Here is a 14446-nt window from a genome sequence, read left to right as displayed (position 1 = left end):
TGGGAAATCAGTTCAGAAAGCGGGACGGGTCGTTTTTCTTGACCCGGCGGGCGAACGCGTATTTGCCGCTCCAATATTTGTGGCTCAGGCTGGTGATTTCGATATTTTTCCCCGTGCGCGGCGCGTGGATGAAGCGGTTGTTGCCGATATAAAGTCCGACATGGGAAATGCGGCTGCCGCCGAGCGTGCGGAAAAACACCATATCCCCGGGCTGCAATTCGCTTCGGGCAACCGGCGTACCCATCCGCGCCTGTTCTGCCGACGTGCGCGGCAGGTTGATGCCCATGGCGCGTTTGAAGATGTGCTGCATGAAGCCGCTGCAGTCAAAACCGGTAGAAATCGATGTGCCGCCGTAGCGGTAGGCAATACCCAAAAGTCCCATCGCGTTGCCGATGAGTTCGTCGGCATTGCCCGCCCGCCGGGCGGGGGCTCGGTTGACGGGTAAAACGGGCTGTTCGTTAAGCCCCATCGCGTTGCCGATGAGTTCGTCGGCATTGCCCGCCCGCCGGGCGGGGACTCGGTTGACGGGTAAAACGGGCTGTTCGTTAAGCCCCATCGCGCTGCCGATGAGTTCGTCGGCATTGCCCGCCCGCCGGGCGGGGGCTCGGTTGATGGGTAAAACGGGCTGTTCGTCTTCGGCAAACTGTCTGAGAATCTGCTCGCGGCTGCTGAGCAGGTTGGTCAACTCGTCGGCAAGGGCGGGGCGGACGGCAAACATCAGCCACAAAACCGCCCAAACTGCCGGTTTGAAAAAAGAATCCATATCGGTGTTTCCGCGCAGGAGGCATCGTGCCGCCGTGCGATGTTATGCTGTATCAGTCGAAAATATCTTGTTGATTGTATATAAAAAAACGGCTGTTTGGCAAAAAACGGCTTGTTAGATTGAGTTAATATGTTGATTTTTATATAATTTATTGATAATTTGGGAAGTGCATCCGCCGTCCGTCTTGTTTTCGCGCCGACCGCAACCATATAGCCGCCATCCGAACAATCAGTCAGAGAAAATCATGAATCAAACCGCCATCAACCGCGCCGATGTGCGTACCCGCTTTATCTTCGACGATATGCCCGTGCGCGGGCTGCACGTCCGTCTGGAAAACGTGTGGCAGCACATTGTAAAACAGAAAAACTATCCCGCCGCCATCCGCCGCGCCTTGGGCGAGCTGTTGGCTGCCGGTGTTCTGCTGTCGGGCAACCTCAAAAACGAAGGCACGCTGATTGTGCAGGTTCAGGGGCAGGGGCGGCTGAAAATGCTGGTTGCGGAAGCGACTTCCGACCGTACCGTCCGTGCGACCGCGCGGTGGGACGAAACCGCAGAAATAGCCGATGACGAAAGCCTCGGCGATCTTTTGGGCGAGGGCGGCGTATTCGTGCTGACGCTGCAGCCTAAAGACGGCGAACCCTGGCAGGGTGTAGTGCCTTTGGAAGGCGACGGTATCGCGCAAATGTTGGTGAACTATATGAAACGTTCCGAACAGCTTGATACGCACATCGTCCTGTCTGCAAGCGACGAAGCGGCGGGCGGTCTGCTGGTGCAGCGTCTGCCTGAAGAGGTATTGGATGAAGAGGCATGGGAACACGTCAGTACGCTGGCGCGCACGCTGACGGCGGAGGAGCTGGCAGGACTGGACGCGCAACACGTTTTATACCGCCTGTTCCACGAAACGCCGCCGCGCGTGTTCGAGCCGGAAACGTTTGAATTTTCATGCACCTGTTCGCGCGGCAAAGTCAGCGATATGCTGTTGATGCTGGGCGGGGAAGAAGTCGGCGGCGTGGTGGTGGAACAAGGCAGCATCGAAGTCGATTGCGATTTCTGCCACAGCAAATATGTGTTTGACGAAACCGATGTCAACGCGCTGTTCGGGGAGGATGTGGTCGGCGTTGCCAAAGGGCTGCCCCGGCATACCGTCCAATAATCTTGTGCAACAAGGATAAATAGTCAAATGCCGTCTGAAGCAGCTTCCGCTTCAGACGGCATTTTTGCGCGGGTTCAGACGGCATTTAAAGCAGGAATAGGGTGGCGAGCCCCAAGAAAATCAGGAAGCCGCCGGAGTCGGTAACGGCGGTAATCAGCACCGAGCTGCCCAGTGCGGGATCGCGTCCGAACTTTTCCATTACCACGGGAATTAATACGCCGACGGTTGCCGCCAGCAGGAGGTTGAGCGTCATCGCGGCAATCATAACCAGCCCGATGCCGAGGCTGCCGTAAAGCAGCCAAGATACTGCGCCCATGACCGTTCCCCAAATGATGCCGTTGACCAAGGCGACACCGACTTCTTTTTTCAGCAAACGCCCCGCCTGCATATCCGTCAGCTGCCCCATCGCCATCGCGCGGACAATCATGGTAATCGTCTGGTTGCCCGAGTTACCGCCTATGCCGGCGACGATGGGCATCAGCGCGGCGAGTGCGACGATTTTTTCGATGCTGCCTTCAAACGCGCCGATAACACGGCTGGCGAGGAAGGCGGTGCAGAGGTTGACGGCGAGCCACATCCAGCGGTTTTTGACGGAATCCAAGACGGGGGCGAATAAGTCTTCCTCTTCTTGCAAACCCGCCATATTCAACATATCCGCTTCGGATTCTTCGCGGATCACGTCCACCATTTCGTCAACGGTCACCCTGCCGATGAGCTTTTTGTTTTCATCGACGACGGGCGCGGTAACCAAGTCATAGCGTTCGAATGCCTGCGCCGTTTCTTCCACGTCGTCTTCGGCGCGGAAACGCACGACATCTTTCGCCATCACGTTTTCCACCAAATCTTCGGGATCGGCGACCAAAAGTTTGCGGATGGGCAGCACGCCCTGCAACACATCGTTTTCATCGACCACAAAAATCTTGTCGGTATGGTCGGGCAGGCTGTCGAAGCGGCGCAGGTAACGCAGCACCACTTCGCAGGCGACATCGGCGCGGATGCTGACCAACTCGAAGTCCATAATCGCACCGACTTGGTTGTCTTCGTAGGACATTGCCGCCTTGACTTGGGCGCGTTCTTCCTCATCGCGCGTCTGTAAGGCTTCATAAACCACTTGGTGCGGCAAATCGTCTGCCAGCTCCGCCAATTCGTCCGCGTCCAAATCATCGACCGCCGCCAACAATTCGTCTTTGTCCATCGACTCGATCAGCGTTTCGCGCACCGCGTCGGATACTTCCAGCAATACTTCGCCGTCGTCTTCGGGTTTCACTAAAATCCAGATGATATTGCGTTCGCGCGGCGGCAGCGATTCCAACACCGCCGCCACGTCGGCAGGGTGCAGCTCGCTCAAGAGGACGGTCAGCTCGGTCAGCTTGTCGCGCAGCGGCGCGTCTTCGAGCGGTGTACCGTTTTCGATTTGTTCAAAAGCAGGTTCGAGGATTTCGCAGAGGGAGTGGACACGGTCGAAATCGGCGGAAACGCGTTCTACATCGTTTTCGATACCGTCGTTTTCAAGGTTCGGAGGGGTTGGTTCGATGCTCATAAATGCTCCGCCCGCCGTGCGCGGGGAGGCATTCCGGCGGGATGGTTATTGTCGTTTGGAATCGGAAGGGGTGTTCAGTAAAAACGAACTGGGAAGGTCCATAATAAAAGCCTGACGGTACAGGCGCAGGGTTGGAAACGGCACTATTCTACTCCCTTTTGAAACGGTTTACTATTTTTAACGCAAATGCCGTCTGAAACGCGGGTTTCAGACGGCATTTTTCGGAGGGCAGGTCAGCAGTAGGCGTTTTTCAGTTCGCGCAGGGCGGCGAATACTTCCAAACCGCTGTTCAGCGTTTTGCCGACCAGGGCTTCGGCACGTTGGCGGACGGCGGGGATTTCTGTCCGTAAGAACGGGTTGACGCGGCGTTCGTGGGCGAGGGTAACGGGCAGGGTGGGCGTGCGTTCTGCCGCTTTCAATGCCGTCTGAATGTCGGCGTTGTCCGGCTCGATATGGGCGGCGAAACGCAGGTTGGCGGCGGTGTATTCGTGTGCCGGGTAGAACAGGGTGTTTTCAGGCAGGCGGTTGAAGCGTTGGAAGCTGTCGTAAAGCTGTTCGATTGTGCCGGTAAACACGCGTCCGCAGCCGGCGGAAAACAGGGTGTCGCCGCAAAAGACGTGTATGCCGTCTGAAGTTTCGAGAAGGTAGCTGGTGTGGCGGTCTGTGTGGCCGGGTGTTGCCCAAACGGTGATTAACCCTTCGCCGAAGGTAAATTGGGTGCCGGCGGTTACGGTGTGGGTTGCCGCTTCGATGTCGGATTCGCCGTAAACGGGCGATTCCATGTAGCCGCGCCAGAGTGCCGCCGCACCGCCTTCGTGGTCGGGGTGGGGGTGAGTTACCCATGTTTGGGCAAGCATGAGTCGGTTGCGGACGAGGAATTCCAATACGGGTGTGGGGTCGGAGGGGTCGACGCAGACGGCATGGTTGCCTTCCTGTATCATCCAGATGTAGTTGTCGGTCAAGGCTTTGACGGGTGTGATTTTCATGAGTGTTCCTAGGTGGACGGATACCGTTTAAAGGATGGTATGCCGGAACGCCGTCTGAAATATTCTTCAGGCGGCATTGGTTTGAGTAGGGCGGTTAGCCCAAGGCTTTACGTGCGCCGGCGAAGAGGCGGTACCAGCCGGACAATTCCGTCCAGTCTTCCGGTTTCCAGCTCATTTGTGCGGCGCGGTATACACGTTCAGGATGCGGCATCATGATGGTAACGCGGCCGTCGGCGTTGGTCACGCCGGCGATGCCTTGCGGCGAGCCGTTGGGGTTGAGCGGGTAGGTTTGGGTAATTTGGTTTTGTCCGTCCACATATTGCAACGCAATGCCCAAATCGGCAGAAATGTTGCCGCCGTGAAGCGCGAAGTCGGCGCGGCCTTCGCCGTGGCTGACGACGACGGGCAGGCTGGAGCCTTGCATTTCGTTCAGAATCAGGGAGGCTGATTTGGGGACGTGAACCATGCTCAGGCGCGCTTCGAACTGTTCGCTCAGGTTGCGCTTGAACTTCGGCCAGCCTGCCGTGCCGGGGATGATTTCGGCGAGGTTGCTGACCATCTGGCAGCCGTTGCACACGCCCAATGTCAGCGTGTTCGGGTCGGTGAAGAAGGCGGCGAACTGGTCGCGTAAGGCGGGGTGGAACAGGATGGATTTCGCCCAGCCTTCGCCCGCGCCGAGTACGTCGCCGTAGCTGAAGCCGCCGCACGCCGCCAGCATTTTGAAGTCGGCAAGGTGGACGCGGCCTGCCATCAGGTCGGACATATGCACGTCGTAGGCATCGAAACCGGCACGGGTGAAGGCGGCGGCCATTTCGATTTGCCCGTTTACGCCCTGTTCGCGCAGGATGGCGATTTTGGGTTTCGCGCCGCTGTTGATAAACGGCGCGGCGATGTCTTCGTTCACGTCGAATTTCAGGTTGGCAAACAATGCGCTGCGTCCGTTGTCGCCAATCAGGGCAAACTCGCTGTCGGCGCAGGCAGGGTTGTCGCGCAGGCGTTGGATTTGATGGCTGGTTTCTTGCCAGGTTTGTTGCAGTTTGATTAGGTTGTCAGAAATAAGGTGCGTTTGCCCGTCGCGGATGATTAACGTGTTCTCATCAGTTAACGTACCGATTTCAAAGACATTATGATGCAGCTGTTGTTGATAGAATAAATTGATAATATCGGCAACATCTTGTTTTCTAACTTGGATAACAGCACCCAACTCTTCATTAAATAATGTGCGGGCAATGGTTTCTTGCCATTCAGCCAACGCTTTTACCTCTTCAGTCCGCAATGATTGAGACAGAGCGGTATGGTTGGTAATAAATGTTTGTGCAAGCAATAAATTTAAATCTATATCCAAGCCGCACCGCCCTGCAAACGCCATTTCTACCAAAACGGCAAACAAGCCGCCGTCGCTGCGGTCGTGGTATGCCAAGAGTTTGTCTTCGGCGACAAGCTGTTGAATCACGTTGTAAAACGCTTTCAGACGGCCTGTGTCGTCCAAATCGGGCGCGTCGCCGCTCATGTTGTTGTATACCTGACCGAATGCAGAGCCGCCCATACGCGCTTTGCCGAAGCCCAAATCGACAAACAGCAATACGCTGTCCTCGACGTTTTTCAATTCGGGCGTAACGGTTTTGCGTACGTCTTGAACCGGCGCGAACGCGGAGATAATCAGGCTTAACGGCGAAACGACGGATTTTTTCTCTTCGCCATCCTGCCATACGGTTTTCATCGACAGGCTGTCTTTGCCCACGGGAATGCTCAAATCCAATGCCTGACAGGCTTTGGAAACCGCTTCGACGGTGCGGTAGAGTTTTTCGTCTTCGCCTTCGTTGCCGCACGCCGCCATCCAGTTGGCGGAGAGTTTGATATTGCCGATGTCGCCGATGTTGACCGCCGCGATGTTGGTGATGGCTTCGCCGACGCACATTCTGCCCGAGGCGGGCGCGTCAAACAGGGCAACGGTCGGTTTTTCGCCCATAGACATTGCTTCGCCGCGATAGGTATTGAAGCCCATCATGGTAACGGCGCAGTCGGCTACGGGGGTTTGGTATTTGCCGACCATTTGGTCGCGGTGGGTCATGCCGCCGACGCTGCGGTCGCCGATGGTAATCAGGAAGTTTTTGGCGGCTACGGCAGGCAGGCGCAAAACGCGGTAGGCGGCTTCGGTGATGTCGATATCGTCGGCGTGAAACGGTTTTTTGGACGGCGTAACCGTTTTGTCGGTACGCGTGGTTTTGGGCGGTTTGCCGAGCAAGACGTTCAGCGGCAAATCGACGGGGTTGTTGGCGAACAAATCGTCGCGCACTTTCAAATGGCCGTCGTCGGTCGCCGTGCCGACCACGGCAAACGGGCAGCGTTCGCGTTCGCAGATGGCGCGGAAGGTGTCCAAATCTTTTTCCAAAATCGACAACACATAACGCTCTTGCGATTCGTTACACCAGATTTGCAAAGGCGTTAAACCGTGTTCTTCCAACGGCACTTCGCGCAGCTTGAATACCGCGCCGCGTCCGGCATCGTTGACGAGTTCGGGGAAGGCGTTGGACAAACCGCCCGCGCCCACGTCGTGGATGGAGATAATCGGGTTTTTGCCGCCGAGCTGCCAGCAGCGGTCGATGACTTCCTGCGCGCGGCGTTCGATTTCGGGGTTGCCGCGTTGTACGGAATTGAAGTCTAAAGACGCGTCGTTCGTGCCGGTATCCATCGAAGAAGCCGCGCCGCCGCCCAAGCCGATAAGCATGCCCGGGCCGCCCAGTTGAATCAGCAATGCGCCTTCGGGGATTTCGTCTTTATGCGTCTGCTGCGCCTGAATGCTGCCCAGACCGCCGGCAATCATAATCGGTTTGTGGTAGCCGCGAACCTGACCGTCAAATTTTTCTTCAAAGGTGCGGAAGTAGCCCAAGAGGTTGGGGCGGCCGAATTCGTTGTTGAACGCCGCGCCGCCGATGGGGCCTTCAATCATAATGTCCAGCGGCGAGGAAATATGTTCCGGCTTGCCGTAATCTTGTTCCCACGGCTGTTTGAGGCCGGGGATGTTGAGGTTGGACACGGTAAAGCCGGTCAAGCCCGCTTTCGGACGCGAACCTTTGCCCGTCGCACCTTCGTCGCGGATTTCGCCGCCCGCGCCCGTCGCCGCGCCCGCAAACGGCGCGATGGCGGTCGGGTGGTTGTGCGTTTCCACTTTCATGATGATATGCGTGTCTTCCTCGTGGAAACGGTAGCCTTGGTTTTCCGCCGCATCCGGATAGAAACGCTCGATTTTCGCGCCTTCGATTACGGACGAATTGTCTTTATAAGCGACGACCGTACCTTCGGGATGCGCGTTGTGCGTGTCGCGTATCATGCCGAACAGGGATTTCGGTTGTTTTTCGCCGTTGAGGATGAAATCGGCGTTGAAGATTTTGTGGCGGCAGTGTTCGCTGTTTGCCTGCGCGAACATCATCAATTCAACATCGGACGGATTGCGCTGCAAAGCCTGATAGTTTTCAACCAGATAATCGATTTCGTCGGCGGAGAGTGCCAAACCCATTTCGGTATTGGCTTTGACCAAAGCCTCTTTACCGCCGCCCAAAACATCGACGCCGGAGAAAGTTTCGGATTCGAGATGGTGGAATAATTTGGATGCCGTCTGAAAATCGGGCAGCACGGATTCAGTCATGCGGTCGTGCAGCAAAGCCGCCCATTGCTGTTTCTGTTCATCGGTAAGCGCACCTTCCAGCCACACCGCCATGCCGCGCTCGATGCGCTCGATGCCTGCCAAACCGCAGTTTTCCGCGATATTGGTTGCCTTGGAAGCCCAAGGCGAAATCGTACCCAAACGGGGCGTGACCAAAAATAAATGCAAGCCCTCGCGCGCTTTGGGCGTTTGTTCAACGCTTTGCGCCGCCAACAAGGCTTGCAGTTTTTCGACAGTCGCGGCATCAAGTGCTTTCTCGCTGCCGACGAAATACCAAAATTCGCTGCTTAATTTGACTTCGGGCAGACCGAGTGCGGCGGCTTTTTGCAAGAGTTTTTCAACACGGAAATCGGAAAGGGCGGTAACGCCGCGCAAGGGCAAAACGACAGACATAATTCGGCTCACAAATGCGGTTGGGAAAAAGAGGGATTATACGCCGGACAGGTTTGTATTGCTTGGATATTTTGGCTTAAAATGTTGACAATCTTCAGACGGCATACAGTTGGGGAAAATACAGGTGCCGTCTGAAGATATTAAGGAATAAGGGTTTTATCTGTTTTTCTGATTTTTACCCAAAGCCGGGTATGCGGATAATTGCAGGAAGTAGAGGGGCGGGCAACTGCTTCCGTATGTTTTTAGATCAAATGCCGTCGTTTCCGCACGGTTAGGAATATGGAAGTTTGGATTTACAGAAACCTTTAAATATTGCTGAAATGCAGAGATCGGGATTCCCGCCTGCGCGGGAATGACGGTTTCCGGCAAATCGCCGCATCGCCGGGCGAACAGTACCGTTTATCGTTTGCCGGCGGTTTCTGCTATATTTGTCGTGTGTTTACGTTAATTAATGGAGAATGTGATGAAAAAAATCGAGGCGATTGTCAAACCGTTCAAACTCGACGACGTGCGCGAGGCGTTGACGGAAATCGGCATTACGGGGATGACCGTCAGCGAGGTCAAAGGGTTCGGCAGGCAGAAGGGGCATACGGAAATCTATCGCGGTGCGGAATACGCCGTCGATTTCCTGCCCAAGGTCAAAATCGAGCTTGTGTTGGCGGATGATGCTGTGGAACGCGCGATTGACGTGATTGTCGAGGTGGCGCGTTCGGGAAAAATCGGCGACGGCAAGATTTTTGTGCTGCCGGTCGAGGAGGCAATCCGTATCCGCACGGGCGAACGTGCGGACGCGGCGGTTTGAGCGTTTGGAATGGAAATGCCGTCTGAAAGCCTTTCAGACGGCATTTTTTTCGGGTTCAGATGTGGTGGACGATGAGTTTTTTGCCTTCGTAGTCGAGTACGTCCACGTCCATGTCGAACAGTTCTTTGATGTTGTGTACGGTGAACACTTCTTCGGGCGTGCCGGTCAGGACGGCTTTGCCGTTTTTCATGGCGACGACGTGGTCGGCGTAGGCGGCGGCCTGGTTGATGTCGTGCAATACGGCGACGGTGGTGCGTTTGTGTTCGCGCGTGAGCTTTTGCAGAATCTGCATGAGCGAGCGGGCGTGATACATATCGAGGTTGTTCAGCGGTTCGTCCAAAAGGACGTAGTCGGTGCTTTGGCAGAACACCATCGCAATCATGGCGCGTTGGCGTTGGCCGCCGGAGAGCTCGGTCAGATAGCGGTCGGAGAGGTCTTGCAGGTGGAATTCTTCGATTGCACCGTTAACGATACGGCGGCATTCGGCAGTCGGTCTGCCTTGATGGTAGGGGTAACGGCCGAACATCAGCAGGTCGCGCACGGTGATGCGGCTCATGATGCTGTTTTCTTGGGTGAGGATGGAGAGCGTGCGGGCGAGTTCGGCGGTGGGGGTGCCGGCAAGGTTTTTGCCGCGGTAGGCGATGCTGCCGCTTTCAAGCGGGCGCAGCCGCGCCATAAAGGAAAACAGGGTGGATTTGCCTGCGCCGTTCGGGCCGATTAGCGCGGTAATGCCGCCTTCGGGGATGTCGAGGCTGATGTTGTCGAGGATGGGGTGCGTGCCGATGCGGTAGCTGACGTTGCGGATGGTAATCATGGCGGATGCTTGTCGGGCGTAGGTTTGTTGTTGTTTGGCGGGGGTTCGGACGGCATTTGAAATTCGGAATGCCGTCTGAACGTTCACACTTCGCGGACGATGACGAACTGCGGGTCGTCCGCCGATTCGGTCAAAAATGCTTTAACGCGTGCCTGCCAGAGTTGTCCGAAGCGTTCGAGTTCTTCTGCGCTTGCGCTGCCGCCGACGGCTTTGGGCATAAGTTCGCGCGTTTCGGGTGCAAAGGGTTGCAGGGCGGCGTTGAGGCTGACGGCAACGGTTTTGCCGTTGTCTTTGCGGCGCAGGGTCAGTGTGCCGTTGATTTCGCCTGCACCAAAGGATAAGAGGTTGCGGCGGGCGAAGCGTCCCTGCATTCCGATGCCTCCGAAGCCGGTTTCCGGGGCTGCGCCGGTGAGGAGTTGGACGACGGACGCGGTTACGCCGACCGTGCCTTCGTCGCGCACTCCCTGCATGGCGGCTTCGATGCCGCCGCGTTCGGGCAGCTCTTCGCCGTAAAGGGCTTTCAGACCTTTGATAACCATCAGGTACGCGCCCGCGACGGTCGGGCAGGAATGTCCGCACAGGCGCACGGCATCGGCGTAGCGGTAAGTGAGGATGCCGTTTTCGGCCGCGCCGAGGAATGCGGCAAGCGGGTCTCTGACGGTGATGGTCGGGGCTTGGTTGAAGAATGATGGGAAACGTTCTTGCGTCATATGGTTTGTCCTTTCGGAGCGGGCTGCCGTTCAGACGGCATCCGTCATTTTTTGTGTCTTAAAACGAGATAGAGGAAAACGAGTCCGCCCGCAAATTCGACCACCACGCTTAATACCGCCTTCATGCCCAAGAAGTGTTCGAATACGGTCTGTCCGCCGACCAAGAGGATGCCGCCGACACAAACCGTCATCGGCAGGCGGACGGAATGTTTGACCGACGGGGAAAAGTGGTTGGCAAGCGAGGCGGCGAGAAGCCCGAAAAAGCTTACCGGGCCGACAACGGCGGTCGCCGTCGCCACCAGCGCGGCAATCCAAAGCAGTATCCATAAGGTGTTGCGCGTGTAGCTGATGCCCAAATTTATGGCTTGGTCGCGCCCCAAAAGGTGTACGTCCAAGCGGTAGCGTTCGCGCCAAACGACCGCCGCGCTGACGAGCAGAATCAGCGCGCCTATGCCTAAAAGCTCGCTGTGGACGGTATTGAATCCGGCAAACATATTCGCCTGCGCCGCCGTAAATTCTTCGGGGTCGATCATGCGCGAAAGCAGCGACGACAGGCTGCGGAACAAAATCCCGAAAATCACGCCGATTAAAATCATACGCGGCAAATCGCGCCCGCCCTGTTTGATGAGCGTGTAAAACAGCAGCAGCGAGCCGCCCATCATAACGACCAGTTCAAAGCCGAATTTGCCCGTCAACGGCAGGGAAGCATAGCCCACGCCGCCGAACGTAAACACCAGCAAGGTCTGCAAAAACACATACAGCGAATCGAAACCCAAAATCGAAGGGGTCAGAATCGGATTGTTGGTCAGCGTTTGAAAAAGCTGGGTCGAAACGCCGACCGCATAGGCGACCATCAGCAGCGCGGCAAGCTTGGTCAGGCGCAGGTGCAAAACAAAATCCCAATCGCCTTTGACGTTGAGCGTCATAAACAGGATGCAGGAAACCAGCAACAGCGCAAAGGCAACCCACAACGGACGGCTGCTTCCTGCCATAAAACCGATATTTTTTTCAGACGGCATGAGCAGGTTTCCTTAACAAAAGCCATAAAAACAACGCCGTACCCAATACGCCGAAGACGGTCGATACCGGAATTTCAAACGGAAACACAATCACTCGTCCGATAATGTCGCACAATAAAACCAAAGACGCACCCAGCAAAGCCACCGCAGGCAGGCTTTGGCGCAGCCTGTCGCCTATCAGGCGGCTGATGATGTTCGGCACGACCAGCCCGATAAACGGAATATTGCCGACCGTAACGATAACCAGCGACGTAATCAAAGCCACAATAATCAGCCCCGACCACAGAATCGCCGTCCGGTTCAGCCCCAAGTTCACGCTTACCGTTTCGCCCAAACCCAAAATCGTCAGCTGGTCGGCAATCAAATAGGCAAACAAAGCCAAAATCCCCGTTGCCCACAACAGTTCATACCGTCCGAGCAACACGCCGGAAAAATCGCCCTGTTGCCACACGCCCAGCATTTGCAGCATTTCGTTTTCATACGCAATAAAGGTGGCCACCGCCTCAACCACGCCGCCGAAAATAATCCCGACCAAAGGCACCATCAGTTGCGCCGTCGGCGGCAGGCGGCGGATAAGCATCATAAACACCAACATCCCGATTAACGCGGCAACGGCGGCAACCGACATTTTGACCGGCAGCGGCGCGGCAGGCAGCAGCAGGGACATCAGAAGCAAACCCAAAGCCGCACTCTGACCCGCGCCCGCCATAGAAGGCTCGACAAAACGGTTACGCATCAGAATCTGCATAATCATCCCCGCCACCGCCATCGACGCGCCCGTCAACACAATCGCAAACGTGCGCGGCAGGCGGCTGATGAACATAACCTGCTGGCTGTCCGACAGCGAAAACACATCCGACCAGCGGAAATCGGCAACGCCCACCGACAGGCTGACGGCAAACAACACCGCCAGCAGCAGGAGGTTAGTCAGGTTGAGGGAAAAAGGTTTGGCAGTCATAAACAGAAGGGAAAAGCGTTAAGGCGTAGAAGATTCAAACAAGGCAGTCCGAACCGTCGGAGCGGAAAGCCTTGTTTGAAGCCTCCGTATCGGGCAGAGGATAGGGCAAGTTCCAATATAGTGGATTAACAAAAACCAGTACGGCAAGGCGAGGCAACGCCGTACTGGTTTTTGTTAATCCACTATAACGCCCGTATCGGGCAATGCCGTCTGAAACACGGGAAGCGGTTTGCATCCGTGTTTCAGACGGCATCGAATGCCGCCGTTTCATTATTTTGCCGCGTTAAAAGCGTCGGCAACCTGTTTGCTTGCATTCAGTAGCTCTTGCGCGCCACCGGCTGCCAAATAAGTTTCAGGAACAAGGTAAACGACTTGTCCTTTTTTCCAAGCGGTTGTTTCGGCAACCAGCGGATTGTTCAACACGTCTTTCGCCGCCTGACCCTCTTCGCCGATGGCCGCGCTGCGGTCAAGGACAAACAGCCAGTCGGGATTTTTCTCTTTCAGGTATTCAAAGCTGATAGGCTGACCGTGGCTGCCTTCTTTGATGGCTTCGTCAACAGCGGGAACGCCGATGTCTTTGTGCAGCCAGCCGCCCAGTCGTGAAGACGGGCCGAAGGCGGACATCTTGCCGCCGTTGACCAAAATCACCAAACCCTTGCCTTTGCCTTGCGCGGCAGTTTTCGCGGCTTCAAAAGACGCGTCGATTTCCGCCTTCAGCTTGTCGGCTTCCGCCTTTTTGCCGAAGATTTGCGCCAGCGCGTCGATACGCTCTTTGGCACTTTCTTTGAGGTTGGCGGTATCGGCGGTCATTTCGATGGTCGGCGCGATTTCGTTCAATTTGTCAAACGCTTTGGCTGCGCGGCTGCCGATGATGATGAGCTGCGGTTTGTAAGCGTTGAGCGTTTCGTAATCCGGCTCGAACAAAGTTCCGGCAGGTTTTGTCGTTTTGAAATATTCCTCTAAATACGGCAGGCGGTTTTTATCGACGGACAAACCGGTTTTCACGCCCAGTTTGCTCAAGGTGTCGAGCATACCCAAATCGTAAACGGCGATACGTTCGGGGTTTTGCGGTATTTGAACATCGCCGCGCGCCGTTTTGACGGTAACGGACACGCCTTCGGATTGTGCGGCGGAAACCGCCTGTTCTTTGGCTTGTGGGGCAGAGTCGGAATTTTGCGGCGAACACGCGCCCAAAGCGAGGGCGGTGCATACGGCTAAAGCAGTCAAACGTAACATAGGTGTCTCCAAAATGGGGATATTGGGGCAAAGCCGCCGGTCGGACAAACCGGAACGGCTTTAGAAAGGATAAATGATAATCTATAGTGGATTAACAAAAATCAGGACAAGGCGACGAAGCCGCAGACAGTACAAATAGTACGGAACCGATTCACTTGGTGCTTCAGCACCTTAGAGAATCGTTCTCTTTGAGCTAAGGCGAGGCAACGCCGTACTGGTTTTTGTTAATCCGCTATATTCCGCCATCTCTAAGATTTACAGCGATACACGGGTAATTTAAGGAATGCCCGAACCGTCATTCCCATCACTTTTCGTCATTCCCACCACTTTTCGTCATTCCCGCAACCTTTCGTCATTCCCGCGAAAGCGGGAATCTAGAATCTCGGACTTTCAGATAATCTTTGAATA

13 protein-coding genes are annotated in these 14446 nt (G+C 55.8%); 2 read left to right on the top strand and 11 right to left on the bottom strand.

Translation table 11 applies throughout. The annotated features are described in order from the left end of the window. Positions 1–7: 7 nt before the first annotated feature. Positions 8–763: a C40 family peptidase gene (locus IUJ45_RS05435; protein WP_002221675.1), complete on the bottom strand. Its 756-nt coding sequence runs from the start codon at positions 761–763 to the stop codon at positions 8–10. A gap of 244 nt (positions 764–1007) precedes the next feature. Here IUJ45_RS05435 and hslO point away from each other — a divergent pair, with 244 nt between their 5' ends. Next, on the top strand, positions 1008–1916 hold the full coding sequence (gene hslO, locus IUJ45_RS05430) for an Hsp33 family molecular chaperone HslO (protein ID WP_002218125.1): 909 nt from the start codon (positions 1008–1010) through the stop codon (positions 1914–1916). Positions 1917–2001: 85 nt separating this feature from the next. Here hslO and mgtE read toward each other — a convergent pair whose 3' ends face one another. The 4 genes from mgtE to IUJ45_RS05410 form a co-directional block, all read right to left on the bottom strand. Beyond that, positions 2002–3456: a magnesium transporter gene (gene mgtE, locus IUJ45_RS05425; protein WP_082308646.1), complete on the bottom strand. Its 1455-nt coding sequence runs from the start codon at positions 3454–3456 to the stop codon at positions 2002–2004. Positions 3457–3689: 233 nt separating this feature from the next. Next, on the bottom strand, positions 3690–4442 hold the full coding sequence (gene gloB / locus IUJ45_RS05420) for a hydroxyacylglutathione hydrolase (protein WP_002249484.1): 753 nt from the start codon (positions 4440–4442) through the stop codon (positions 3690–3692). 94 nt (positions 4443–4536) lie between these two features. Then, positions 4537–8499, bottom strand: a complete 3963-nt coding sequence (gene purL / locus IUJ45_RS05415; RefSeq protein ID WP_002249483.1) for a phosphoribosylformylglycinamidine synthase — start codon at positions 8497–8499, stop codon at positions 4537–4539. 156 nt (positions 8500–8655) lie between these two features. Then, positions 8656–8868, bottom strand: a complete 213-nt coding sequence (locus IUJ45_RS05410) for a hypothetical protein (protein WP_003710665.1) — start codon at positions 8866–8868, stop codon at positions 8656–8658. 94 nt (positions 8869–8962) lie between these two features. On the opposite strand from IUJ45_RS05410, the gene IUJ45_RS05405 reads away from it, so the two are divergent. Next, the gene (locus IUJ45_RS05405; protein WP_002214902.1) at positions 8963–9301 is read left to right on the top strand and encodes a P-II family nitrogen regulator; all 339 of its coding nucleotides are present in this window, start codon (positions 8963–8965) and stop codon (positions 9299–9301) included. 55 nt (positions 9302–9356) lie between these two features. Here IUJ45_RS05405 and IUJ45_RS05400 read toward each other — a convergent pair whose 3' ends face one another. From IUJ45_RS05400 to IUJ45_RS05375, 6 genes are all read right to left on the bottom strand, one after another. Further along, on the bottom strand, positions 9357–10115 hold the full coding sequence (locus IUJ45_RS05400) for an iron ABC transporter ATP-binding protein (RefSeq protein WP_002247122.1): 759 nt from the start codon (positions 10113–10115) through the stop codon (positions 9357–9359). Positions 10116–10198: 83 nt separating this feature from the next. Continuing rightward, positions 10199–10825 carry an FmdE family protein gene (locus IUJ45_RS05395; protein ID WP_002247139.1) on the bottom strand — a complete coding sequence of 209 codons (627 nt, stop codon included), beginning with the start codon at positions 10823–10825 and terminating at the stop codon, positions 10199–10201. 44 nt (positions 10826–10869) lie between these two features. After that, positions 10870–11844 carry an iron chelate uptake ABC transporter family permease subunit gene (locus IUJ45_RS05390; protein ID WP_002247110.1) on the bottom strand — a complete coding sequence of 325 codons (975 nt, stop codon included), beginning with the start codon at positions 11842–11844 and terminating at the stop codon, positions 10870–10872. Beyond that, complete coding sequence (locus IUJ45_RS05385; protein ID WP_002247124.1) at positions 11834–12802, bottom strand: ABC transporter permease; 969 nt, start codon at positions 12800–12802, stop codon at positions 11834–11836. The genes IUJ45_RS05390 and IUJ45_RS05385 overlap by 11 nt, the downstream gene beginning before the upstream one ends. Positions 12803–12836: 34 nt before the next feature. Beyond that, positions 12837–13055, bottom strand: coding sequence for a hypothetical protein (locus tag IUJ45_RS05380; RefSeq protein ID WP_162009317.1), 219 nt, complete (start codon positions 13053–13055; stop codon positions 12837–12839). A 17-nt stretch (positions 13056–13072) separates the two neighbouring features. After that, positions 13073–14038 (bottom strand): siderophore ABC transporter substrate-binding protein, encoded by a 966-nt coding sequence (locus IUJ45_RS05375; protein ID WP_002247108.1) that lies wholly within the window; start codon positions 14036–14038, stop codon positions 13073–13075. Positions 14039–14446: the final 408 nt, after the last annotated feature.

Source organism: Neisseria meningitidis (assembly GCF_022869645.1).
Classification (GTDB): domain Bacteria; phylum Pseudomonadota; class Gammaproteobacteria; order Burkholderiales; family Neisseriaceae; genus Neisseria; species Neisseria meningitidis.
This window is presented reverse-complemented; position numbering and strand designations above follow the sequence as displayed.

Bases quoted from the DNA above. Each gene is read 5' to 3' on its own strand.
- IUJ45_RS05435 (WP_002221675.1), bottom strand. From the start codon at position 763: ATGGATTCTTTTTTCAAACCGGCAGTTTGGGCGGTTTTGTGGCTGATG.
- hslO (WP_002218125.1), top strand. From the start codon at position 1,008: ATGAATCAAACCGCCATCAACCGCGCCGATGTGCGTACCCGCTTTATC.
- mgtE (WP_082308646.1), bottom strand. From the start codon at position 3,456: ATGAGCATCGAACCAACCCCTCCGAACCTTGAAAACGACGGTATCGAA.
- gloB (WP_002249484.1), bottom strand. From the start codon at position 4,442: ATGAAAATCACACCCGTCAAAGCCTTGACCGACAACTACATCTGGATG.
- purL (WP_002249483.1), bottom strand. From the start codon at position 8,499: ATGTCTGTCGTTTTGCCCTTGCGCGGCGTTACCGCCCTTTCCGATTTC.
- IUJ45_RS05405 (WP_002214902.1), top strand. From the start codon at position 8,963: ATGAAAAAAATCGAGGCGATTGTCAAACCGTTCAAACTCGACGACGTG.
- IUJ45_RS05400 (WP_002247122.1), bottom strand. From the start codon at position 10,115: ATGATTACCATCCGCAACGTCAGCTACCGCATCGGCACGCACCCCATC.
- IUJ45_RS05395 (WP_002247139.1), bottom strand. From the start codon at position 10,825: ATGACGCAAGAACGTTTCCCATCATTCTTCAACCAAGCCCCGACCATC.
- IUJ45_RS05390 (WP_002247110.1), bottom strand. From the start codon at position 11,844: ATGCCGTCTGAAAAAAATATCGGTTTTATGGCAGGAAGCAGCCGTCCG.
- IUJ45_RS05385 (WP_002247124.1), bottom strand. From the start codon at position 12,802: ATGACTGCCAAACCTTTTTCCCTCAACCTGACTAACCTCCTGCTGCTG.
- IUJ45_RS05380 (WP_162009317.1), bottom strand. From the start codon at position 13,055: ATGCCGTCTGAAACACGGATGCAAACCGCTTCCCGTGTTTCAGACGGC.
- IUJ45_RS05375 (WP_002247108.1), bottom strand. From the start codon at position 14,038: ATGTTACGTTTGACTGCTTTAGCCGTATGCACCGCCCTCGCTTTGGGC.